Annotated in this window: 24 protein-coding genes; 11 read left to right on the top strand and 13 right to left on the bottom strand. The window is 47.3% G+C overall.

The window, feature by feature from the left end; all coding sequences use genetic code 11:
* Positions 1-4: 4 nt before the first annotated feature.
* The gene (locus tag DYH48_RS16160) at positions 5-2,095 is read right to left on the bottom strand and encodes a TonB-dependent hemoglobin/transferrin/lactoferrin family receptor (protein ID WP_115335336.1); all 2,091 of its coding nucleotides are present in this window, start codon (positions 2,093-2,095) and stop codon (positions 5-7) included.
* Positions 2,096-2,458: 363 nt separating this feature from the next.
* Between DYH48_RS16160 and DYH48_RS16165 the strand changes: the two genes are divergently transcribed.
* The 7 genes from DYH48_RS16165 to DYH48_RS16195 all read left to right on the top strand — a co-directional run bounded on the left by DYH48_RS16165 (position 2,459) and on the right by DYH48_RS16195 (position 8,570).
* A complete protein-coding gene (locus tag DYH48_RS16165) occupies positions 2,459-3,331 on the top strand; it encodes an energy transducer TonB (protein ID WP_115335337.1) in 873 nt (290 codons plus the stop codon).
* A gap of 164 nt (positions 3,332-3,495) precedes the next feature.
* The gene (locus DYH48_RS16170) at positions 3,496-4,251 is read left to right on the top strand and encodes a MotA/TolQ/ExbB proton channel family protein (RefSeq protein ID WP_115335338.1); all 756 of its coding nucleotides are present in this window, start codon (positions 3,496-3,498) and stop codon (positions 4,249-4,251) included.
* On the top strand, positions 4,248-4,685 hold the full coding sequence (locus DYH48_RS16175) for an ExbD/TolR family protein (RefSeq protein ID WP_063883735.1): 438 nt from the start codon (positions 4,248-4,250) through the stop codon (positions 4,683-4,685). Before DYH48_RS16170 ends, DYH48_RS16175 begins: the two co-directional genes overlap by 4 nt.
* A 262-nt stretch (positions 4,686-4,947) precedes the next feature.
* Positions 4,948-5,937, top strand: coding sequence for a hemin ABC transporter substrate-binding protein (locus tag DYH48_RS16180; protein WP_115335339.1), 990 nt, complete (start codon positions 4,948-4,950; stop codon positions 5,935-5,937).
* A gap of 162 nt (positions 5,938-6,099) precedes the next feature.
* Positions 6,100-7,116 (top strand): FecCD family ABC transporter permease, encoded by a 1,017-nt coding sequence (locus DYH48_RS16185; protein ID WP_115335340.1) that lies wholly within the window; start codon positions 6,100-6,102, stop codon positions 7,114-7,116.
* A 10-nt stretch (positions 7,117-7,126) separates the two neighbouring features.
* Positions 7,127-7,993, top strand: coding sequence for a heme ABC transporter ATP-binding protein (locus DYH48_RS16190; RefSeq protein WP_115335341.1), 867 nt, complete (start codon positions 7,127-7,129; stop codon positions 7,991-7,993).
* A 232-nt stretch (positions 7,994-8,225) separates the two neighbouring features.
* Positions 8,226-8,570, top strand: coding sequence for a DUF2956 domain-containing protein (locus DYH48_RS16195; protein ID WP_071940176.1), 345 nt, complete (start codon positions 8,226-8,228; stop codon positions 8,568-8,570).
* A gap of 24 nt (positions 8,571-8,594) precedes the next feature.
* Here DYH48_RS16195 and DYH48_RS16200 read toward each other — a convergent pair whose 3' ends face one another.
* Positions 8,595-8,930 (bottom strand): winged helix-turn-helix domain-containing protein, encoded by a 336-nt coding sequence (locus tag DYH48_RS16200; protein ID WP_012088454.1) that lies wholly within the window; start codon positions 8,928-8,930, stop codon positions 8,595-8,597.
* Positions 8,931-9,137: 207 nt separating this feature from the next.
* Here DYH48_RS16200 and DYH48_RS16205 point away from each other — a divergent pair, with 207 nt between their 5' ends.
* Both DYH48_RS16205 and DYH48_RS16210 read left to right on the top strand, forming a co-directional pair.
* Positions 9,138-9,689 carry a DUF924 family protein gene (locus DYH48_RS16205; protein ID WP_115335342.1) on the top strand — a complete coding sequence of 184 codons (552 nt, stop codon included), beginning with the start codon at positions 9,138-9,140 and terminating at the stop codon, positions 9,687-9,689.
* A 141-nt stretch (positions 9,690-9,830) separates the two neighbouring features.
* A complete protein-coding gene (locus DYH48_RS16210; RefSeq protein ID WP_115335343.1) occupies positions 9,831-10,688 on the top strand; it encodes a substrate-binding periplasmic protein in 858 nt (285 codons plus the stop codon).
* Positions 10,689-10,745: 57 nt separating this feature from the next.
* Here the strand turns inward: DYH48_RS16210 and DYH48_RS16215 are convergent, their stop codons facing one another.
* From DYH48_RS16215 to DYH48_RS16225, 3 genes are all read right to left on the bottom strand, one after another.
* Positions 10,746-11,183 (bottom strand): universal stress protein, encoded by a 438-nt coding sequence (locus DYH48_RS16215; RefSeq protein ID WP_006082806.1) that lies wholly within the window; start codon positions 11,181-11,183, stop codon positions 10,746-10,748.
* A gap of 177 nt (positions 11,184-11,360) precedes the next feature.
* Positions 11,361-11,792 carry a universal stress protein gene (locus tag DYH48_RS16220; RefSeq protein WP_006085854.1) on the bottom strand — a complete coding sequence of 144 codons (432 nt, stop codon included), beginning with the start codon at positions 11,790-11,792 and terminating at the stop codon, positions 11,361-11,363.
* A 41-nt stretch (positions 11,793-11,833) separates the two neighbouring features.
* On the bottom strand, positions 11,834-12,214 hold the full coding sequence (locus DYH48_RS16225) for a SpoIIAA family protein (protein WP_115335344.1): 381 nt from the start codon (positions 12,212-12,214) through the stop codon (positions 11,834-11,836).
* Between the two features lie 244 nt (positions 12,215-12,458).
* On the opposite strand from DYH48_RS16225, the gene DYH48_RS16230 reads away from it, so the two are divergent.
* Both DYH48_RS16230 and DYH48_RS16235 read left to right on the top strand, forming a co-directional pair.
* Positions 12,459-13,883: a coniferyl aldehyde dehydrogenase gene (locus DYH48_RS16230; RefSeq protein ID WP_115335345.1), complete on the top strand. Its 1,425-nt coding sequence runs from the start codon at positions 12,459-12,461 to the stop codon at positions 13,881-13,883.
* Between the two features lie 17 nt (positions 13,884-13,900).
* Positions 13,901-14,506, top strand: coding sequence for a TetR/AcrR family transcriptional regulator (locus tag DYH48_RS16235; RefSeq protein WP_172481200.1), 606 nt, complete (start codon positions 13,901-13,903; stop codon positions 14,504-14,506).
* 170 nt (positions 14,507-14,676) lie between these two features.
* Here the strand turns inward: DYH48_RS16235 and DYH48_RS16240 are convergent, their stop codons facing one another.
* From DYH48_RS16240 to DYH48_RS16275, 8 genes are all read right to left on the bottom strand, one after another.
* Positions 14,677-15,483 (bottom strand): CsgG/HfaB family protein, encoded by an 807-nt coding sequence (locus tag DYH48_RS16240; protein WP_006082811.1) that lies wholly within the window; start codon positions 15,481-15,483, stop codon positions 14,677-14,679.
* Entirely contained in the window at positions 15,483-15,878 is a 396-nt protein-coding gene (locus DYH48_RS16245) for a curli assembly protein CsgF (protein WP_006082812.1), read from the bottom strand. Before DYH48_RS16245 ends, DYH48_RS16240 begins: the two co-directional genes overlap by 1 nt.
* A 10-nt stretch (positions 15,879-15,888) precedes the next feature.
* The gene (locus DYH48_RS16250) at positions 15,889-16,299 is read right to left on the bottom strand and encodes a curli production assembly/transport protein CsgE (RefSeq protein ID WP_115335346.1); all 411 of its coding nucleotides are present in this window, start codon (positions 16,297-16,299) and stop codon (positions 15,889-15,891) included.
* Positions 16,300-16,624: 325 nt separating this feature from the next.
* Positions 16,625-18,313 carry an ATP-binding protein gene (locus DYH48_RS16255; protein ID WP_115335347.1) on the bottom strand — a complete coding sequence of 563 codons (1,689 nt, stop codon included), beginning with the start codon at positions 18,311-18,313 and terminating at the stop codon, positions 16,625-16,627.
* Positions 18,314-18,419: 106 nt separating this feature from the next.
* Positions 18,420-19,928 (bottom strand): sigma-54-dependent transcriptional regulator, encoded by a 1,509-nt coding sequence (locus DYH48_RS16260; RefSeq protein ID WP_115335348.1) that lies wholly within the window; start codon positions 19,926-19,928, stop codon positions 18,420-18,422.
* 123 nt (positions 19,929-20,051) lie between these two features.
* Positions 20,052-21,251, bottom strand: a complete 1,200-nt coding sequence (locus tag DYH48_RS16265) for an FtsX-like permease family protein (RefSeq protein WP_071940168.1) — start codon at positions 21,249-21,251, stop codon at positions 20,052-20,054.
* A gap of 10 nt (positions 21,252-21,261) precedes the next feature.
* Positions 21,262-22,572, bottom strand: coding sequence for an ABC transporter permease (locus DYH48_RS16270; RefSeq protein WP_115335349.1), 1,311 nt, complete (start codon positions 22,570-22,572; stop codon positions 21,262-21,264).
* 11 nt (positions 22,573-22,583) lie between these two features.
* Positions 22,584-23,327: an ABC transporter ATP-binding protein gene (locus tag DYH48_RS16275; protein ID WP_012088444.1), complete on the bottom strand. Its 744-nt coding sequence runs from the start codon at positions 23,325-23,327 to the stop codon at positions 22,584-22,586.
* Positions 23,328-23,341: the final 14 nt, after the last annotated feature.

Consider the following 23,341-nt stretch of genomic DNA (forward strand, 5'->3'; position numbering starts at 1 on the left):
GGGCTTAGAACATATAGCGCGCCGATAACTTCATATTACGGCCCGGTTGATACAAGGTTTGCCACGCTTGTTGGTACTTCTCATCGCCGATGTTTTCGATGGCGAAATCCACTCTCACACCCGCCATCGCGCCCATAGTCGGCTCCCACGCGACATACACATCCCATAGGGTGTAATCGTCGTATTTCGCCACTTTGAAGCCATCAGGCGTATTCGACTGCGTCGCCACATAAGTGACGCGAGTGCCGAGCTTCATGTCGCCTTCCATAATGCCTTGGGATAAATCAACGTTAAATTTATTGGCGGGTATACCTTCAATATCGCCGCCATTTTTACGATCTTCACCATGGGTTTGGCCATAATTCATCGCTAAGCGAGTTTGGCCAATTCGGTAACGACCGCTAATTTCAAAGCCAGTTAAACGCGCATCTTCGACGTTATTCCATGAGGTCGTTTGCTCGAACCCAGGAATACCATGCCAAGGATTAGACACTTGCTGCACGATGAAATCGTCCACATCGTTACGGAAGATGTTGAACGTCAACGCTAATTCATCATCACCGGCTAACTCACTGAAACGTAAGTCTGCTTTGATTTCTTTGTTGCGGGCTTTTTCAGACTTTAGATCCGGATTGGTCGCAAAGGTGTTGCATAGACCTTGGGGCAAAAATCCCGGAATAGGTGGAATGCAGTAATGGGTGCCGCTAGAATACATTTCCTCTACCGAAGGTGCGCGGAAGGCTTGATCGTAACGGGCACTTAAGGTCAACCAAGATTGAGTCTGCCAAACTAGCCCTAGTGATGGCGATAACTCATTATCATCGGAGGATAAATTGAGGTTATTACTGTCATTTTTAAAGCTATCATAACGCAGACCCGCATCCAGATTTAACGTCTGAGTCAGCTCAATATCTGCCCGCGTAAAAGCGCCCCATACTGTGGTTTCACCATCAATATTTCCCGGACGCTGGCCCACTTGACCCGAATCATCACGCGTCGTTTCTATGGTATCGCGAAAGCCATCAACGCCGTAGGTCAACAAAGTATTGCCCAAGCGCGAACTGTTATTGAGGTTAATGCCCACTGTACGATACTCAGTGCTGTCTAGCTGACCTTTAGTGATGCGGTCTTCATCGTAGTCGGTACTGTTCCAATACACTTGCATCTTAGTATCCAGATACGGGTTATTGGCTGGATTGAAACTGTAATCTAAGGTGATATTTTGATCGTCTGTCTTGCGACGCACTAAAGGTATTGAATTACTGGCTGCCGCAGAAGGATTACTTGGCACTAATTCATTGATCTTATTGACTCTCGCAGATAACTCTAAACGTGATGCCTCATCGGCTTGCCAACCGAATTTAACTAAACCACTGCTGCCATTAGATGAACTGTTGCTTAGGGTTTCGTCATTACCGGTTTTTATATTGTTTGAGTCGGTGTAAGAGCCGTTCAGTAACCAATCGATACTGTCTTGTTGACCATAAATCGCGCCACTGGTTTTAGTGCGCGAGCCATTGGTTTCATAACCTTGTTTGAAATAGCCACCAAAGGTTTCATTGGGCGCTAAGAAATCCTGCGCTGACTTAGTATTTTGCGCAACGACGCCACCCAGTGCGCCACTGCCCCACAAACTACTGGCTGGACCGCGCAGCACTTCAATGGATTTCAGCAACTCAGGGTCCATAAAGTAAGTTGCTCTGTGGCCAGAGCCGGTATTTTGTCTTGCTCCGTCAATAGTCTGCAGTACTCGACTGCCACTTAAACCACGGATTTCAACCCCTTGAGATGAAGCTCTTGGGCCATTCGTTAGCGTAATATTCGCCTCGTTTTTAAGGGCATTGGCCACGGATGATGCTTGAGCAACCGCAAGTTGCTCTTCACCCACCACGGCTACGCTGCGGCTGGTTTCGGAGGCTTTCTCGCTGATGCGGGTTGCGCTCACTAACACTTCATCAAACTCTCTCGTAACGAGTTTTTTATCCGTATCACCTTGCACAACAGGCTTAACATTTTCTTCTGCCGCTAACGTAAAACTTAGGGCCGTACTGCTCAGTGCTATCGCCATGGCGATCACTAACGGCTTTTTCTTCATCTCTTCATCCTCAAGTGATAATCAGCTGTTCCCGTGCAATTCAATACTGAGCCCAGAGTCTCTTTCCAGACACCAATCCTTTTGAGATTGAGTCTGTTACAGATGCTCCTTTCCAAATTAGGCTCTTTCAAACTTGAGCCACTTCCAGATCGAGCCCAAGGCAATCAGTACCCATAAAGTAGGATAAATTGTCGGTTTAGCTGTTTTTTTAAGCGCTCATTCGAGCTATTGCAGGCACTCTACCTGAGATAACAAAATAGATCAAATGCAAATCATTATCATTTGCGATCTTGTTTATATTGAGATATCTTAATTAGCGAAGATAAATGAGCAGAAGTGCTTTATTAGGAAAAAGAGGTTGCTGTGACACCGAAACGATATCTTGCCTTTGGCGCGTTAACTGTTGCCATCCAAACGGGTGTTATCGCCTCGCAGCCTGCTATCACTATGCTGCAAAGCGCCCAAGCATCGAGTGCAAATCAAGCATCGAACGCTCCCAGCGCGAATCGTGTCACCCTCAATTTTTCTGCTGCGACGAGCACGACAAGCAGCAACGCCAGTGTCGAGCCCATAACGCAAGCAGAATCCAAGCTAGCAAGCGTAAACAGCACCGCGCGAAAAGTATCAACAGCGGAATCTGTCGATAAAACGGTTATCGAGGCTATTGAAAAAACCAAAGCGGATCAACGAATTGACAGCCAGTTAGTCAAAAAATCTTCAGCCGCAAAGCCCACGACTAAAAGTCATCCAGATGCAGATCCTTTAGTGACGAACGCTTTAGCACATAAGCGACCCGAACATGTTGAACAAGAATTAGAGCTAAAAACAGAGCCCAAAACAGCACATGAACTAACGAATTTAATCGCTAACGCAGCCGAACTAGATGCAAAAGCGACTCAAAATGTAGACAGTGCAGCCGCTGACAATGCCCCATTTAACGACAGCCTCCAAACCAACATAGTGGAATTAGCCAAACCGCTGTTTGCTACAGCGCCACCGCAACCGACTTATCCGCGAATAGCACGTAAGAAAGGATTCGAAGGAACTGCAACTATAGAAGTGATGTTTAACGAACTCGGCGAGCAGCTAGCACTGACGTTAGTCACAAGCTCAGGCTTCAGCCTGCTAGATCAAGCAGCAATCGCTGCGGTTGAAAACTGGCAATTTGCGGCGCCGACGCCAAGGTTAGCGAGTCACTACAAGGTCAGAGTGCCTATTCGTTTCGCGCTTAACTAGCGGGCCTCAATCTTATCGCTGAAAAGCTAGCCATAGGAAAACAGGCAACAGGAAAGCCTGCAGTACGAAAGATAAAGCGCTAAATAGTGAGCCATAGTAAAGCTCACTTTTTGATTCACTCACTGACGTATAAAACTGATTTTTCAATCGATTGGAGAGGCTTAATGCCCATAACTGATTTTTCAACCCTACAGACTCAGCTTGGCGTACTGACTTGGCCCTTGTTGTTATGTGCATTTTTGGCCTTGATGATCTGCCTTGAACGTAGCGCCTTGTTTTTGCATCAAACTCTGCTGTCAATCTGGCCGAAAAAACAGGCTTGGGTAATGTCATTGCGTCAATCAAGCTCGATGGCGACCACTGAAAACGTCAGCGCGCTGCTAGCGCAAACCAGCGCACAGCAAGATTTACTCGCCCGTGGCGCGACCTTGTTACTCAAACAAGTCCACCAGCCCAAAGTGCTAAGGGAAGAATTACTCAGTCTGTGGCTCAACAAACAGCAACGCGACTTGCAAGCCGGGCTTAAGGTTCTACAAGTGATTGGCATTATCAGCCCATTACTCGGCCTACTTGGCACCGTACTAGGCCTCATCGATATGTTTGCCCAGCTTGGGCAATCACAAGGCCCAGTTACCCCAGCGCAACTCAGCGCTGGACTCGGCCTTGCGATGAACACCACAGCTGCCGGACTTATTATCGCCGTGCCCGCCATTACCGCCGCCCATCTATTTGGCATTTGGGCTCAAGGACAATGTCTGCGCGCAGGGCACGTGCTCAATCAACTCAATCTGTGGTTAGCGGGTATCGAAGATATTTCAATCGATAACAATCAATACCAAGCATTCAACCAAGTCAGCAACAGCAGCACTGAGCAAAAATCGGCATTCAACTCTCATTCCCAGATTGAGCCACAGACATGATAAGTGCAGATGCATCACCGCGCTCGCAGGCAGGCATTGCTTCGCCTGAGCAACTTCCGAGCCTAGATTTAACCGCGTTAATCGACATTATTTTTATCGTGTTGGTATTTCTACTGCTGACGGCAAACACCCAACTACTCAGCTTGCCGGTAGATGTGCCGCAAAGCCCAAGTTCGGCCATCACAGCAATCGACAACAAGCCAACGATTGCCATCAATATCATGGCGACAGCGCCTTATTGGGCAATCGATAGTGAGACATTTGATGATTTAGCGACTTTTACCGCCGCGTTTACCGCACATTTTAACACTATGCCAGAGGCGACCGTCATTATTGCCGCCGATAAGGCCGCGCCCGTGGAGCCCTTGATGCAACTGCTCGCGCTGTTGCAGACGCAGTCCATCAGCCAGACTCAAATATTGATGGAGCATTAGCGCGTTGCCAAGCCCGCTATCTGCCCCCAAAAGCCAAATGAGCAAGCTAGATAATGAGCCAGAGACACAGCTAGTACAGCCTCTCTAGCTAAAGACCAAAACCAACACGAAAAGATGCAGGCAGTAAACCACGACTGTTAACTTACTGATTTTAATCTACTGAACTTAACGTATTGATTTTTAAAGCAACTACTTTAAAAGTCTGATGATTAGAAACAGTATCTAAGCCTGTGGCGAACAAGTTTGTATTAGGAGTTCAACCATGTTGTTTCAAGCAACTAAAATGTCATTAAAAATAGATACTAGCGCCCTTGGCCATCCGCATAAGCCTAAGTGCGCATTTAATCCGTTAAGCCGATTTAAGCCATTAAGCAAAGTGGTATTTATCGCCTCAGCATTTGCAGCTTTGCTATCGTCCAGCGTCTTTAGTGCTGAATCTGAACATGAGATAAGACTCGTGAGTGCGGGCACGGGCGTCACTGAGCTCGTGCTCGCCCTCGATGCGGGTAATGAGCTGGTTGCCATAGATTCCACCAGCTATGTACCTGACGGTTTAAGCCATGTGGCTAAGCTTGGCTATCACAGAATGCTCTCCGCCGAAGGCATTATTGCGCTCTCGCCAACACTCGTTGTCGGCTCGGATGTCATGGGGCCTGAGACCACGCTCAGTGTATTAAAACAAGCCAATATCCAAGTTGTGCAGTTACCCGCAACGAACGATGAGCCGCAGCTAATGAGCAATGTGGATACCTTAGGTCAATTACTCAATCGCCCAGATAACGCCATTAAGTTAAAGCAGGACTTACATCAACAACTGCAAAGCTTGGCGGATAAAAAACAGCAAATAAGCGATGCTGGCGCTCAGCCAAAAATCCTCTTTATGCTGCTACAAGAAGGCCGTGGCGCACGGGTCGGCGGTAAAGGCACTGCCGCTGATACCATTATCGCGCTATCAGGCGCACAGAATATCGCCGAGTTTGATGGCTACAAAAGTATGTCTCAGGAAGGGATTTTGTCCTTGCAGCCCGACATTATCTTGCTGTCGAAGCGCAGCGATAAACCCGCCGAGCAAACCAACGCACAAATTGCCCAAGAACTGATGAAAGAGATGCCACTACTCGCTCATACTCCTGCGGGTAAAAATGGCCATATACAAACACTCGCGCCGCAAGCCCTTCTCGGCGGTTTAGGCATCAGCGCCATTAGCGCAGCCGATACGCTTGCTAGCACGTTGCTCAAACAAAATCGGTAACCTGCATAGTAACGAATACCGTCACTACTCAGGGGGCTCATGTTGATTATATGAGTCACTTATTTGAATGGCTTGTATGAGCCACTAATCGGACTCGCAGATTAGCGCCACTGACTCACACACCAGATTAGTCACCTGATAAAAATAGAAAGGATAGTTGAGATGTTCCTCAATCGCTGGCTCTGGCCCAGTTTAGTCACACTGTTAGCCCTAAGCTGCTTACTCTCGGTCAGCACAGGGCCGGTCAGTATCAGCCTAGTGGATACCCTAAGCGCGGTGCTTAATTGGGCGACCCAGCAAAACATCGGCAATATTGCACCCCATGAGCAACTGGTGATCAACAATGTTCGCCTGCCGCGGACATTATTGGCACTGGCAGTAGGCGCCACGCTCGCCCAGTGCGGCGCTGTGATGCAGGGACTGTTTCGTAATCCCTTGGCGGATCCCGGTATTATCGGGGTGTCATCTGGCGCAGCTCTTGGCGCGGCCATCTGTATCGTGCTGTTACCAAATGCAAATCCATTTATGATCCCCATCAGTGCCTTTGTATCGGGTTTAATCACCACCCTTGTTGTCTATCGCCTCGCCAGTAGCCCAACCGGAACATCGGTCGTGTTGTTACTGCTGTCGGGGGTCGCTATTGCAGCACTGGCAGGCGCAGGAATTGGCATGCTCACGTATCTTGCCAACGACATGGCGCTGCGTGACTTAACCTTGTGGCAGATGGGCTCGATAGCGGGTGCGCAGTGGATGTATGTCAGCCTGTGTCTCGTGACTTTAGCATTACTCAGCTGGCGATTTCGCCAAGATGCGGCGGCGCTCAATGCCTTATTGCTTGGCGAATCCGAAGCGCGCCACTTAGGGATAGATGTCGATAGGCTCAAGCTTAGACTTATTTTACTTTGTGCCTTAGGCGTTGGCGTAAGCGTCGCGGCGACCGGCATTATTGGCTTTATCGGCCTAGTGGTACCGCATTTAGTCCGCATGATGTTAGGGCCAGATCATCGCCAACTGCTGCCCATCAGCGCCCTTTTAGGTGCCGCCCTATTAGCCTTAGCCGATATCGGCGCTCGCGCCTTCTTGCCACCAGCAGAGTTACCGGTTGGGTTAGTGACCGCGCTCATCGGTGCGCCTTTCTTCATCTTCTTACTACTGCAACAACGCAGTAAGCTCATCTAAGCGAGGCGTTATGACTGCCACTTCCTATGCCGAATCAGAATCAAGATCAGATTTTGAATTAGCACCTAGAGCACACCTAACTCATTCAGCTAATGCACAGTTTGAGCGCACTGAGCTCTGCATTAGTCAGCTCGATGTCAGCATTGGGCAGAAAACGGTGCTCAGCGATATTAATGTGCAATTTAAACCCGGTGCAGTAACCGCCCTACTCGGCCCCAATGGCGCGGGGAAATCGACGCTACTCAAAGCCCTTTGCCAAGAAATAAGTACGCCAAGGCAAAGTATCCGCCTAGGCCATAGCCAGCTGGTGGATTGGCCGAGGCGCGAACTAGCAAAATCCTTAGCCGTACTGCCACAGCACGCCAGTCTGACGTTCCCCTTTACTGTATCCGAAGTGGTCGCTATGGGTCTTTATCCCTTAACCATCAGTAACAAAGAGGGTGAAGCGTTAGTTGCCGAGCAGCTAGCGCAAGTGGGCTTAACCCATCTGGCTAAGCGCAGTTATCCAACTCTCTCTGGCGGCGAAAAACAGCGAGTCCAGCTCGCCCGCGTCTTGACTCAACTCAGTCAATCGCCATTCCCGCCCATACTATTACTGGATGAGCCAACATCGGCATTAGATCTCGCCCAGCAACACAGAGTGCTTGAGTTAGCCCAAAACTTAGCTCATCAGCACGCGTACACTGTGATAGTGGTACTGCACGACCTTAACCAAGCCGCTCGCTATAGCGATCAATTAATTGTATTAAAACAAGGGCGAATAGTGAGCGAAGGCACGCCAGCGGAAGCCTTGTCGGTCGATACCATTCGTGAAGTATGGGACTATGAACCTGTGTACGTCCCTGCACCACAAGGTGGACATCCACTGATTTTTTAATGAAATGAAGATATTGGCTGTAAGTTTTAATGTCTAATGTGGGTATAATCTGGCTATGACACTTTTCGCTCGCTTATTACTAACGAATTAGCGAGCAGCTTCGCGGGCATATTGACTCTCGTATTCACGAGTATATTTCAGCCGCAGGCGCGTTAACTCAAACCGCATTAACTTAAGCCGCATTCACTTAAGTCGCGTTAACTTAAGTCGCGTTAAATCAGGCAGAATCCAGATGAAACCCACTATCTCGACAGAAACTCAGCAAGAAGCACTGGTCGCAGCCAAAGCCACCCAAAAGCCAGGACAAACCAAAGAGCAAACTAAGCTCATTGCCCAAGGGATTGAAAAAGGCATCGCCGAGTATAAAAAACTGCTTAAAGCCAAAGCCCGTGAGCGGGATAAAGTCCGTAAACAACAGTTGAAAGCGAAATCTCGCACAGTGAATGACATCAATGATCTAGACGATGCTGACGAAGCCTTCGACTCCCAAAGCCAGTTCACCCGCGCCACTTGGGTTGCCATCGCCCTACTACTGTTAAGTTGGGCAGGATTTGCCGCCTATTTTTTTATGACGTGATTGCCGAACTTAAAACTTACCGCTTCACACTGCGGTTTCGCCGCTCTCAACAACACCTATCAGATCGGCGATTTCACTTAGATGGGTATCAACCCAAGCGCTGCTGATTGGGCCCCACGTCACTATGCGGTAATATCCAGCATTGTTACGGCTTCCTTCCTGCACAAACTCGACCCGAATACCTATATCCTCAAATGCGGCGATTGCATCCTGTAAGGTGCGGCGCGGCATTCCAGTTAACTTATTGAGTGATAAAAGGTTATGGCGGTCATCATCCATTAAATGCGCTAAATAGAGCTTACGCAAAAACGCCTTATGTTGCTTCGAAACTTGTTGGGATACTGGCATTGAAGATGACATAGAATGACCTGCCTAGAGACAAAAGTAATTATCATCAAAACTACTTTATATTCAGTCAATAAGGCAATAGCCAACACTAAATACTTCCGCTGAGCGACCAATTCTTCAGATAACCAATCTCCCCCTAAATCAAGCGAAACGACTTGTCATCCTCCCCCAACAACTGTTATTTGTAATGTCACTCACCACCTATGAGGGAACGCTAAGATGAGCCAGACAATTACAGCCGATCAAATACTGACATTTTGGTTTGAAGAAATTGAGCCAAAGCTTTGGTGGATTAAAGATGTTGAATTTGATGAACAAATCAAACAGCGCTTTGGGGACATATTAGCTCAAGCTAAACGTGGTGAGCTTTCCCATTGGCGAGTCACGCCCCAAGGCCGATTAGCGGAGATCATAGTACTCGACCAATTCTCCCGTAATATTTACCGTGATACGCCTGCCGCATTCGAAGCTGATACCCTCGCCTTAGTGCTCGCCCAAGAAGCCGTTGCCCAACAGGTTGATTTGGCAATCAAACCTAAGCAAGTGCCGTTTCTCTTTATGCCCTATATGCACAGCGAGTCAGCCATGATCCATCAAGTCGCGGTTAAACTGTTTAATCGCGAGGCGGCGATGGCTAACTTAGCGTTTGAATTGCGACATAAGGCAATTATCGACAGATTTGGTCGCTATCCACATAGAAACGCCATCTTAGGCAGAGAATCGACAGCAGAGGAAATTGCCTTTCTGCGTGAACCTGGCTCATCCTTTTAATTTGCTCATTCTTTAGCGTATTTGAATAAATAAAGCCGTGCTGAGTTCACAGGCACACTACACTTACTCAATCGAGTCATGGAAAGACTGGCGAGTATCAAACACAGTTGCAAGTGTGTACCGCGGAGGTATTGGTAACTTATGGCGCAAAATCTAAATAAGCCAAATAGCTCAGTGGCTCGTCGTAACCGCTATAAATTGATGGGGTTACTCACCTTATGCGGCGCTCAGCTCGGCCAAGCGGCAGAAATTAAGATAGGCGTCAGCCTGTCTATTCCCCCCTATGTTATCCAAGCAACCAATAGCGGACTCGAACTCGAATTACTGAACCAAGCCCTCGCCGTTAAAGGTCATACCGCTTCTATCCACTACTTGCCACTGGCGCGCACTTTCCATGAACTCAAGGAAGGTAAACTCGATGGTATCATCAACATTAAAGATGGCATGCTCGACAACGTCTTTTACTCCAATGTTGCGATAACCTACCAAAACTGCGCCATTAGCCTCGAAGCCAATAATTTTACTATCAATAGCATAGATGATTTAAAAAACAAGCAAGTCGTCGCCTTTCAGCGCTCATCATCGTTACTGGGGGAAGAATTTGCCAAAATGGTTAAGGCCAATAGCGGCTACCAAGAACAAGCGAGGCAAGTGCAGCAAGTTTATATGCTGATGAAACACAGAGCCGATGTCGTGGTAATGGATAAAAATATCTTCAAATATTACCTAAAACAGGCCTATCTTGAGGGAAAACTAACTGAAAAAGATTTAAAACAACAGGCCATTTGCCACCAAATATTCCCACCAACGGAGTATAAGTTTGCGTTTCTCAGTGAACAAATTCGAGATGATTTTAATGCGGGACTCAAACAAATTACCCAAGATGGGAGCTTAGTGGCCTTGCAGGAAAAATATCGACGCCTGATGTCATTAGAAAATGAAGCCGAGGCGTCAACCAAGCTAACAGAACCTAAAATAATTAAAAACGATTCCTACTAGGTTTTCTCGAGGAGCTTTATCTATAGCTCTTTATTTAAGGCTCTTTATGCAAAAGTTTTACTTCACCACTAGCACAGGGCATTTCGCATACTTAACAATGTCTTGTGTGACATGGGGCTTTAAAAAATCCGCTAAACCACTGCTGCCATGACTGGCAATCACCACCATGCCGACATCGACGGCTTCCGCTAAAATCTCATCAATAGCATCACCATGGCGCACCACTAGCTTAATATTGAGTCCCTCGTTGAGATCTTGCTGCATTTCCTGCTGCAAACTTTGCATTTTTGCATCGACAAAGGCTTGAAGTTCATTTTCCAATGTGGCGGGAATATCGACCGCAATACCATAGCAATGGGCGCCACGGGCTGGGCTTGTCACATGCAATAATCGAATATCGACATGATAAAGATTAGCCATTTCAACCGCATATTTGAGCGCATGGGCTGCGGTGGATGAAAAATCCGTAGGGCATAACACTTCTTGAGTACGCATAAGCTTATCCATCATTTGAGTTTTAATCAGGCTATTTATTAAAGTCAAAATACCACTATTTTATAGCAGTTAGCTATGCTTCTTGCGTACCCATTTCAATTAATTATTCTTTATCAATCAAAAAGAAAGGACGCAATAAGCGTCCTTTGGATTTATTGAGTCAAGCCACTAACTCACTTACTTCACCACCAGCACAGGACAAGCCGCACCGTTAGCTACCGCTTCTGCGACATTGGTGTGTAAAAAATGCGAAATCCCAGTTCGGCCATGGCTCGCTATCACTACCATGCCAATATCTTTACTGTTGGCCTCTTCTAAAATCTGATACACAGGATCGCCGCGGCGGATCAAGGTCGTGATGGAAAGTTCAGTGTTTAACCCTTCTAACAGCGCCTGCATCTTGGTTGCTGCCGCTTCCTCCATACTCTTAGCCAGCTCTTCTGGAGTGATCGATAGAATCATAAAGTTTTCATCGCCGAGCGGCTGTTCAACCACGTGTAAAATTTTTAGTCCTACATGGTATAGATTAGCCATTTCAATGGCATAACTCAGTGCATGGGCCGCAGTTTCCGAAAAATCTGTGGGCCAGAGTATTTGACCTGTACGCATAATCTGTACTCCTTCTATGGCGCGAATGGATTGCTGAGCAACTAGTCTTTTAACCAAGCAACGGCGTCGCCATTGTCAACAAAAAACCTGACCTCAGCAGGCGTAAACCAGTTTGCCAATTTAGCCAGTACTTCCTGCAGAGTCGTCTTACCGACTATGGCAATCTTCTCGAAATGACGAATATGCTTGACCCCAAGTTTGAGATCATCCCAAGCGGCCTGTAATTCCAAGCCATCCAACTCGGTCACATCCACTAAAGCGAAGATATCGGGATCTTTTACGCCCGCCAGTGCCGACTCCAACACAGGCACCATCATCTCGCAGTCGTGATGAGTTAAGGTACCGATAGCTTTAAAGGCAACGAAGAAATCATCATCATAGCGTTCAATACCAATTGAAATTCCATGTTTTAACAATGCCATACATGCTCCTTATGTAACAACCCTTGATTTAGTGTAAAAGCTAACGCCACAACAAGCCGTGATCTTGCTCAAAAATACACCAGATACCTTGCACCATCTCACTAAGCAAGCTAGGATAAAACCGACTAATCAGTCGGTACTTATTTATCTGTCTTTGTTTAATAACAGGTTCAATCGTTAAGATTAAACCTTAACTAAAGTGCCGAATAAGACTCAGCCTATAATCTCGCTTGGAGCAACCACTATGAATATGGCCACCGAACACCGTAATGCCTCGCCACTGACTCAGTTGCTCCAACGCCAACGCAGCAGTTATTTAGCGGCGCCGAATCCAAATTACGCTACGCGAGTGGAGCAATTAACTCGACTTAAAGCGGCCATACTGCAATTTAAAACGCCTTTAGTCGAAGCCTTAAGCCAAGACTATGGCCATAGATCGATTGATGACAGCCTGATCTCAGACATTATGCCTGTCATCAACAACATCAATTACAGTTTGAAAAATCTAAAAAAATGGCTCAAGCCCAGTGCTCGCCATGCGGGGCTGTTGCTCGCACCCGCCAAAGTCACAGTGCATTATCAGCCTATAGGCGTTATCGGTATTATCGTGCCGTGGAATTTCCCCGTCATGCTGTCGATTGGCCCACTAGTGACCGCCATCGCCGCGGGTAATCACGCCATGCTCAAATTGTCTGAATTTACCCCTGCGACCAACCAAGTGATCAAACAGCTACTGGCACACGTTTTCGATGAGTCACACGTGGCAGTCGTTGAAGGTGAGGCCGATGTTGCCGCCGCATTTTCAGCCCTGCCCTTCGATCATTTACTCTTTACCGGCTCCACCACAGTTGGCCGCCATGTGATGCGCGCCGCGGCCAATAATCTCACCCCAGTGACACTCGAACTGGGCGGTAAATCGCCAGTCATTATCGCCCCCGATATGCCGCTTGAGATAGCAGTAGAACGAATGATTTATGGTAAGTGTTTGAATGCCGGACAAATCTGCGTCGCACCGGATTATGTTCTATGTCCAAAATCAAAAGTGGATGAATTTATTGCCGCCTACCGAACTAAATTTAATGCCATGTACGGCGCGATAAACCACAACAATGACTACGGCAGCATCATTAATACCCGTCAGTTTGACCGCTTGATGACAGTGCTCGACGACGCGAAAGCTAAGGGTGCCCATGTTATTTCGGCGACAGACGAAGCCATAGATAACCAACATCGCAAACTCGCAACTCAGCTAATCACGAATACCAGTGAAGACATGCTATTGATGCAAGAGGAAATCTTTGGTCCATTACTGCCGATCATTGGCTACGACTCTTTAGATGAAGCGATTCAATACATCAACCAGAGAGCAAGACCGCTAGCGCTATATGTGATGAGTTTCGATGAGCCAACTCAGCAAAAAATCCTCCAGCAGACCCATTCTGGCGGCGTGTGCATTAACGAAACCGTGTTCCATGTCGCCGCCGACGATGCGCCCTTTGGCGGAATCGGCCCATCTGGCATGGGGCACTACCATGGCAAGGAAGGATTTTTAACCTTCAGCCACGCTAAAACGGTACTCAGCCGTGGTCGATTCAACACGGGCAAATTGGTGCACCCGCCCTATGGCACTGTTATCCAGCGCATCTTAATGAAGTTATTTTTGCGTTAGTCATTGGGGGATAAATTTTGAATCAGCCATTAACGCCGCAACCTATTAAAACCATGACAGATAAGCGCCAAGCCATTCTCGACACGGCCTTAGCACTCTTTGTCAGCCAAGGGTTTCATGGCACGTCCACCGCCTCGATAGCTAAGCAAGCAGGCGTAGCAACAGGTACCTTGTTCCATCACTTTCCTTCCAAGGAAGCCTTGATGGAATCTTTGTTTCTTACTATAAAACAAGAATTTGCCGATACCTTACTGTTAAACACCCATAAGGGCAGCGATCTAAAGCTCAATGCCCTACAACTATGGCAAAGTGCGATTGATTGGTCGCTGGACAACCCTGTCAAACAGCTGTTTTTTCAACAATATTCAATGTCGCCCATGATTGCCGCTAAGGTGCGCGATCAGGCGATGAACAGCATCTTAGGCTTTATTAGCGAACTGATTAAGCAAGGACAAATAGAGGGATTAATCGCCTACTATCCGCTGGAGCTGATGCTAGAAAACTGCCATGGCCAATATCTGGCGGCAACCCGATTCTTCATCGATAACCCGCACTTAGGCACGAATAAAACGTACCGCGATGCCAGTTTTGAACTGTTTTGGAAGGCCATGCAAGCGGACTAACACCACACTGCCCACAACACTGCCAATGTCCACCCACTGCAGAAATTAATCCAATAAAAAACCGAGTCAGTTTAACTGGCTCGGTCTTCTTTTACGTATTCACACATATAGTGACTAAGAGTTAAAGCAGAGGCCTGCTTTCAGCGATATCTAACTCCGACGTCTAGCGCCTAACTCTGACTCAATTCCTGCGCTTTCTCGACTGGCTGGGTGACTTGAGTTGGACTCCAGTAGCCTTGCTTAATGCCCTTATCAATCAGCTCAGCGACAGCTAATTCAATGGCTTGCAACACGCAAAACTGCACTGGCTCATTGGTAGTAAAGCCGATTTCGGCCTCGGCGAGGCGATTTAAACTGGTGTAACGGAATAAACCCGCGCGCATTTCTTGGGATAAAACACGTTTGCTGGTCGAGACCGACATCATCACTTTACCTGTGTGCACATCGACGGCGCGAAGATAAATGGTCACCTGATCTTCACGGTACATTTCCGAAGCGCCAATGCCGTAGTATTCGACACCGCTACCGCCTGTGCTGGTGTTAGTCTCATAGCTAATGACGCCACCTTCGAGTAACAATCTGGCGGTGGATAATACGGGCACATCATCACCCTTAGTACCGCTCTGTTTATTACTGATCTTGCGCTCAGTCAGCAGGTTTTGTAGCCCTTCACGTTCTACTGGGGTAAACCATTTAGAATCGAGCAAGGTCTGCATCAACATCGAAGTTGCGCCCTGAGTCACCGCAGTCGAAAACGAACTCACGTTCGCCTGTGGTTTATATTGGCCAGTTTGATCGCGAAAGGAATACACGGCTACTGGGATGGGAAACTTAGGGCCAGGTTGAGTTTGTAGCCCACGCATCACCTCACTCAAGGGGTTAACCTCGGCAGGCGTGATATTTAAATCGGGTTTTGGGATCAAGCTACAGGCCGACATGCTTAACAGCAATAGACCCAAAAAGACTAAACGGGCCATTAGTTGATACCTCCAAACGTCGGCATTTCAATCACTGTGATTTCACCGGTTTCAGTATTCGTGATGGTCAACATCACGCCATTTCCTGTCGATGCCACTTCAATACGAAAATCGCCAGTATCGTAAACGCCATCGGTGATTTCGCCATCAGCGACACCGCGGGTGATCGAGTTGATGATGTTACGCTCTAGGGATTCTTTAAAACGGGTAACAAAGTCCTTCTCGGTCGAGTTGGATTTATTGTCATTCTGCGCTTGGGCTTTATTTAATAGAAAAGCCCCATTTTGTGGATTGCCGCCAAAACTGGGATTCACTGGCGTGTAAATCAATTCAGTGGCTTGGCCACTGCTTGCCACACATAGCGTGACAAGGGCAAGTAACGTCCTGTATGTCATTATTATTATCCTAAAAGTCGTCCGATGTTCCTGAAAAATCACCTGTTATTGCATTGGCTCTGACTTGCGCTAAATAATCAATCGTGATCAAAATCGCCTGCTCTGCACTCTCTTTAACCGGATTTGCACGACGACCAAAATGGGTGGTGTAAATCCGTGTCCCGTTTACTTCTAAGGTTAAAACGGTTCCGGCCTGCGGAAACACAGTCTCGTACAGCGTCACGTTAAAGCCTTGAGTAAAGGGCAGCTCGCGCCAATAGCTTGAGTAGTAGAAGCCAAAATCCTTACCAAACCGAGTCAAGGTTCTATCTATCACTAAACCACTAATTTCAATGTCGTTGTCGGCAAGAGTGATAGGGGAAGCCAGCAGCAGGAATGGACATAAAACGCAGATCAGCAGACGCTGTTTTAACTGTTTCACTTATCCCTCCTTAACCTTTTAATCGAACCTTAAAAACCGCGCCAACTTCTGTTTTAACAACGGGAGTTTAAGCGCCAATTTTCGATAAAGCAGGTTAACAGGGTTAAAGATCTCCCGTCATTACGCTGGGAGGCAAATTAGCCCGAAGAGCTAAGGTAAAAAGGCAAAAATAGCCCATTTGGCTAATACGCTAAGAAGCCGTTAAGACCGGAGTCATAGGGTAAACGAACAAATGAAGAAGCAATAAAAATGCGACCCTAGGGTCGCATTGCTGTGCTAATACAAAACGTGCGGATTATTGTGGCCCCTATGGTGGAAACCATAGTCATTGTGGTAACCACAGCCGAACCAACAGGCCACCGTCGCTGCGGTTATGCATGCTAATACTGCCATCGTGGGCTTCGATAATTTCACGGCACAGAGGTAGACCAAGCCCAGTACCCGATTGTTTCGTGGAGTAAAACGGCAACAGCGCTTGCTCTAATACTTCGCCAGACATGCCAGTACCGCGATCCTCGATCGCAATGCTAAAACCCGCACCATCCACTAAGGTTTGATACCGAATCGACAGGGTAACCTCCTCTGGGTTTGAACCCGATTCATGGGCGTTTTTAAGCAAATTGAGTAGCACTTGCTCCATCTGTCCTTGGTCGAAATAACCATCGACTTCAGGCAAATCATGCCTAAGTTTAAAGGGATAATGCTGGGTTAACTGGGTCGTAAATTGCGTCCAATTCACCTGACGCCGCTGCGGGAGCGGCAACTTAGCAAAGCGGGCATAGTTGAAGATAAACTGGCTCAGATGACTGGTGCGATTCTCGATCGTATCGAAAATCAAGGTTAACTTGGGATTATCGATATCTTTGGTTAGCAGTCGGCCGGAGTTCACCATAGAGGCGATGGGCGCCACTGAGTTATTAAGTTCATGGCTAATAATGCGGATCACTTTCTTCCATACTGCCACCTCTTGACGATTAAGCTCGCGGGTCATCTGCTTAAGTAAAATCAAGTTATGTTGTTGGTTATTCAACAAAAACTGGCCGCGACTCAAATACCAAGTTTCCACATCATCTTCGCCCATGGCAAAGAGACCGTTCTTTTCATGTTTAAGCGCTAAGGCCAATACTTCGGGCAAGTCCACTAACAATTCATCTAGGCTCAAACCTTCCATTTTGCCCTTTTTGTGGAATAGGTGACGCGCTGCATCGTTGGCGTAAATTAGCCGCTGATGGTCGTCGAGCAATAACATCACGTTGGGAGAGCTTTGGATCACCTTATCCAGCAACAACTCACGCTGGTAAATGTATTGCCTTTCTTGGCGCAATTTTGCCGCAGAATAATTAAATAACTGGGCCAAGGTTTGTAGCTGACCTTCACCATGTTCTGGAATACTCACACTAAAATCATTATCGCTAAAGTTCAGCAGACCTATTTCAAGGGAATCCAAGCTACGACCCAGATGCCGTGTTAACCAAGCGACACTTAGGCCACACGCGCCACAAGCGAGCAATAACACCAGCAAACCTTCACCTAAGGTTAAACTCGAGACTCGCTCGTTGTCTGCTATTTCAGTGGGCGCCACAGGGAATGCTGGGGCTTTGGGCGGTAAAATCGAGAGCGGTTCTACACGTAAAGGCTCTGCAATATGGGCGCTGAAATTAAACTGCCCTTCTTTAAGCTGTTCTAACTTGAAGAGTTTTATTTGTAACTGTTCTTGCTTAAGTTGTTCAAGTTTTTGCAGTTCAGCCTTAATCTGCTCGGTCCTCTGGCGCGCTTGCATTGCTGCCATCAGCTGTAATTGTTCTGTATTTTTAAGGGCAAGCTCGATGGAAGCGACGGTTTTCTCCAGCTCCACAAAATCGAGTTGCACATTCATATCAGGGATTTCAATCGTGTTAGACGTGGCAACAGACGAAGCATTAGGTGAGAAATATTTCACTAAGGCGAAGCTGAGCAAGACGCCAAAGGCGCAGCAAGCCATTGAATAAATGATCAGTTTAGTTCGAATTAACACTCACATTCCTTAATCGATAGCCTTTCTGTGGCCTAGAAGCTGAAGCTTAGAATCTGTAGCCTAGTAGCTGCTGTCTAAAAGCTACGAACTAGCATCTGCGCTTGGCCTATGATTTATCTAAACCAAACTTATCCATGCGCCGATACAACGCCTGACGACTGAGTCCAAGCGCTTTGGCGACCCTAGCAATCACACCATGGTGCTGTTTTAGCGCCGCTTCGATATCTTCTCGACTCACCTCTATCGCCTCATTGGCAGACAGTGCTTGACCGCGTTCAGAGCCATCAGAAAAAGTGGCATGAGTGGGAATAGAACTTGGCACATAAACGGGCTGAGGATCAAATTGTCGCTGTCCACAGATGCGCGGATCATACTGTCGCTGATCAAAGCGTCGAGGCTCAGAAGCTGCCGAAATATGGGAAGTAGCTCTTACGACACTCACGACAGGTGCTAAACCAAAGTCAGCTTCGGTCAACACATGACTTTGCGCCAACAATACCGCTCGCTTACAGGCATTCTCAAGCTCGCGTACATTTCCCGGCCAGCGATGGTGCAATAACGCCTGCAATGCCGGTTTACTCAAGCTAAAATCGCTGCCGATAAAATGCTGCACTAAAGGTAAGATATCGTCGGTACGTTGATTCAGCGGCGATAGCGCCAGTTCGATAACATTTAAGCGGTAAAACAAATCCTCACGAAAACGCCCTTCGGCAATATCTTGGGCCAGATCCGCATTGGTCGCGCTAATCACCCGCACTTTCACTTTTTGGGTTTTATGGCTACCTAAGCGTTCAAATTCACCGGTTTGCAGCACGCGCAGCAGTTTTACTTGGCCAGATAAGGGCAAGTTACCGATTTCATCTAAAAACAGTGTGCCGCCGTCGGCCGCTTCAAAGCGACCAATACGCGCTTTAGTCGCCCCCGTAAAAGCCCCCGCCTCGGCACCAAACAACTCTGCCTCTAATAAATCCATCGGCAAAGCGCCGACATTGACCTTGATAAAAGGCTTGTTTTTTAAGGGAGAATTAGCATGGAGAATATCGGCAAGCTTGTCTTTACCCGCACCATTAGGGCCAGTGATGAGGACCGACACATCGGAGCGCGCCAGTTGCAAGGCTAAATCAATGCAACGCTGCATCGCGCCACTACCAAAAACAATCCCACAGAGGTCCGCATCGGCGATCGCCACTTGGCGTTGATGATTCACCCGCTCGAGACGATGGTTAGCACGGGAGAGTTTATAAAGCGCGATCAAATTGGTAATGCTATTGAGCACCTTAGCGTCATCCCAAGGTTTACCCATATAATCGGCCGCGCCCGCTTTGACTAATTCAACGGCGGTTTCGAGTTGCGTCCACGCCGTCATCAAAATGATCGGTAGATCCCCTTGGCGTTCGCGCAGGGCGTAAAACAGCTGCTTGCCTTCCTCGCCCGATGTGGTATCCCGAGTAAAGTTCATATCTTGGATCACTAAATCCACATCCTGCGTCGCCAATAACCCAAGGGCGTCCTCTGGGCTATGGCAAGTCAGCACCCGATAATCATTGAGTTCTAGCATCAAACCTAGGGCTTGGCAGATGGCATGATTGTCGTCGACGATAAGGATAGTATCCATAAGTATGAGTGTTGTCCTATATAAAACTATTAACCGTAAAGTAACAAAAAGTGCAATAACATCCTATTGTTATCGCACTTTTATCGGGCTTTTATCGTACCTTGAGTGACATCAAATATTTCGCTATACGCTGCGGGTTGCCGTTGCTGGCGAAATATTTGCCGCCTTACGCGCCGGTAAGTAAACCGCCAGCGTGGTGACAATAAATAAACCTGCCACAGTAAATAGTGGGTAACTTAAGTCCAACATAGGCAAGCTATAGATTTTCATTAACTGTTGGCCTAACTGTATCGCTAACAAGCCGCCCAGCACGCCTCCCGCTAAGCAAATCAAATAGTTCTCCACGAGGAAGTAACTGATAATATCGCGCTTTTTAGCACCCAGTGCGCGGCGGGTACCTATCTGCTTAGTGCGGCGCTGGATATTAAACATCACCATGCCCGTTAAACCGAGCGAAGTGATCAGCAGCAGCAACACCACCATCATAGTTAACACAGTAATCATTAATTTATGATCGCGGTATGAACTATCTTTTAAGGCCTCGATTGACTTAAAGCCATCGAGTACTCGATTGGGATTCTCCGCCAGCAGCGCTTTTTTTATCGCGTCTTTAAGCTCGGCGTGAAACTCAGGTTTAGCCCTTACCATGTAAGAACTGCTACCATAATCCACATTTTGAATCACACTGTTTTCAAGGCTAGAACTGTCAATCCACGCGCCTTGCAGTTTTTCGACAACCCCAATCACAGTGATCTGCGCATCCTTGCCCTCGTACAACACTTTGCCAAGTGCGGATTCATCAGGCCAAACGGCTTTAGCTAACGCACTGGAGATGATCGCTAAGCGACTCGGGCTATCGAGGCTGTCCTTTAGTTCATGGGGATAAAAGTTACGCCCCTCAATCAGCTTAATGCCTAAGGTCTCAATGGTATGATCTGTCCCTAGATACATGGCAAATTGCGGTGTCGATTTAGCGCTATCTGGATCGGGGCCCAGATTTAACGTGCTCGACCAGCCGCCACCGCTTAACGGCAACATATTGGTTGAGGTCGCATCAATCACATTGGGTAGCCCCCGCAAAATTTGCTGATCAATTTTGTTTTGCGCGGTTTTATCAATCAATGGATCAAAGTTAAACAAGCTAAAGGTCAAAACTTCTGACTCTTTAATCCCCGAATCACGCTGCATCAGGGCTAAACGCTCTTGAATAATAAAGCTCGCATTCGCCACAATCGCCACAGACAAGATAATCTGAATAAGCAGTAAGATTGGGCCACTTTTACTGCGCAATAAACTGCTGAGAATAGGTTTAATATGCAACATAATGAGTCCCTTACTGGCTTTTCAGATAAACGCTAGGTTTAGTGCGACAAACAACCCACGCGGGATACAAGCCAGCCAACAAGGCTGTGCCTACCGCAATACTTGGGGTGATAATCCACATACTCGCCGATAAATGGGTTAACCCCTTCGAGACCTCAAACTGTGCCGATAAGCCGTAAAGTGACGCGTAGGCCCAAGCAAGTCCCAGCAAACCACCGAATAAACCAATCATGCCCACTTCCACCATGTATTGAGCGAAGATTTGGGCACGGCTAGCACCGATTGCACGGCGCACTCCCACCTCGGGTGCACGCTTGAGGAACTTTGTCAGCATCAAACCTAATATATTGACTAAACAAACACTTAAAAATAGTGCACTCAAGCCAACCAAGATTTTATTGTCTTCGGGCACCACATTATTGTATTCAAGCCAAGTCGCCACATCGGAGACTTTGACTGAGTCAGCGGCTGATTTATTATCCGTAAAACGGCCCAGGGCTTTTTGCTCCGCCACATAATTGCTGAGCCAAGAACGGTAACTGGCTACTGCGTCTTTATTTGGCAACTCAACCCAATACAGCAACCACACTTTTTCAGAGTTAAGGCGATCGCTGTAACTATTCATCGTCTCAAACTTCCAACCTGAAGTGTTACCCCATATATCAAACTCTTCGATAGGCGTCAGCGAAAACGGCACAAAAATTTGTTCCGTGTCGTTAAAGGCACCGTTAGTGGGATCATAATATTTAGGCTTAGGATCCCAGACTTTAATCACCCCAACCACTTGATAAGGTTTACGATTAAGATAGATAACCTTGCCAACACTGTTTTGACCAGCAAACAATTTTTGATTGAGTTTATCGTTAATCACCACTTGATAAGCAGGTTCAGTGTCGACGGATTTATCCCACGCATTACCGTACAAAAATGGCACGTCAAACAGCTTAAAAAAGTCACTGTCCGTCACCCGAATGCTTTCTAAAATAGGCGCAAAATTAGCATCCTCCGTTTGCACTGCCATCCCAGTGCGAAACATCGCCGCTTGGCGTTTAGGTAAGGTATTGTTGCGCAGATTCATCGCATCTTGATAAGTCACTAATGAGTTAAACTCATCCCAAGAATCTGGGCCTTGGCTCCAAAGTTGAACCGCATTTAACTCATCAGAGCGTTCACCCGCAGGATTAAATGACATCATCTTGTACACGTTTAACGTGGTGATCGTGATACCAATACCAATCGAAATCGCCAACACCATCAACAACGACAGCGCGGGGGTTTTCTTAATGCTGCGCCAAGCTAAATCAACATAATAAAAAAACATAATGCGTATCCTTAGTCAGCGTTGGCGACAAGTTTGTCTAATGGGTGCGGGGTCGCCGCAGTTTGCACACTGCCATGGGGCTGATACATAGTAAAATCACACACTTGACCGTCGACAATTTGAATATTGCGCTGGGCACGGCGAGCGAGTTCAGGATCATGTGTCACCATGATGATGGTTGTGCCCGCTTGGTTGATATTTTCAAGTAATTCCATCACTTGGCGCGCCATTAAGCTGTCGAGGTTACCTGTCGGTTCATCGGCGAGCAGGAAGCGTGGCTCACCCGCCAAAGCACGAGCAATCGCCACCCTTTGTTGCTGTCCGCCCGAAAGCTGAGTGGGAAAATGCTTGAGTCGTGAAGCTAAACCCACTTGTTCTAATGCTTGCTGTACGCGGCGTTGGCGTTCCTTGGCATTAAAACCACGGTAGCGCAGCGGCACTTCGATATTTTCTGCCAAGTTAAGGTCGGGAATTAAGTTAAAGCCTTGGAAGATAAAGCCGATTTTCTCGTTACGGATAGCAGCGCTCTTGTTATCGCTCAGGTTAGACACGTTAATGCCATCGAGAAAATAGTCACCGTGGGTAAAACCTTCGAGCAAACCCGCGATATTTAAAAAAGTCGTTTTACCTGAGCCAGAAGGACCCGTGACCGCGACAAACTCGCCTTCATTCACTTCGAGGTTAAAATCGCGCAGGGCGTGGGTTTCCACTAAATCCGTTTTAAAAACCTTGCTCACACTCTTCATTGATAACATGTTAATTTCCTTAA

It is taken from the genome of Shewanella baltica, assembly GCF_900456975.1.
GTDB lineage: Bacteria > Pseudomonadota > Gammaproteobacteria > Enterobacterales > Shewanellaceae > Shewanella > Shewanella baltica.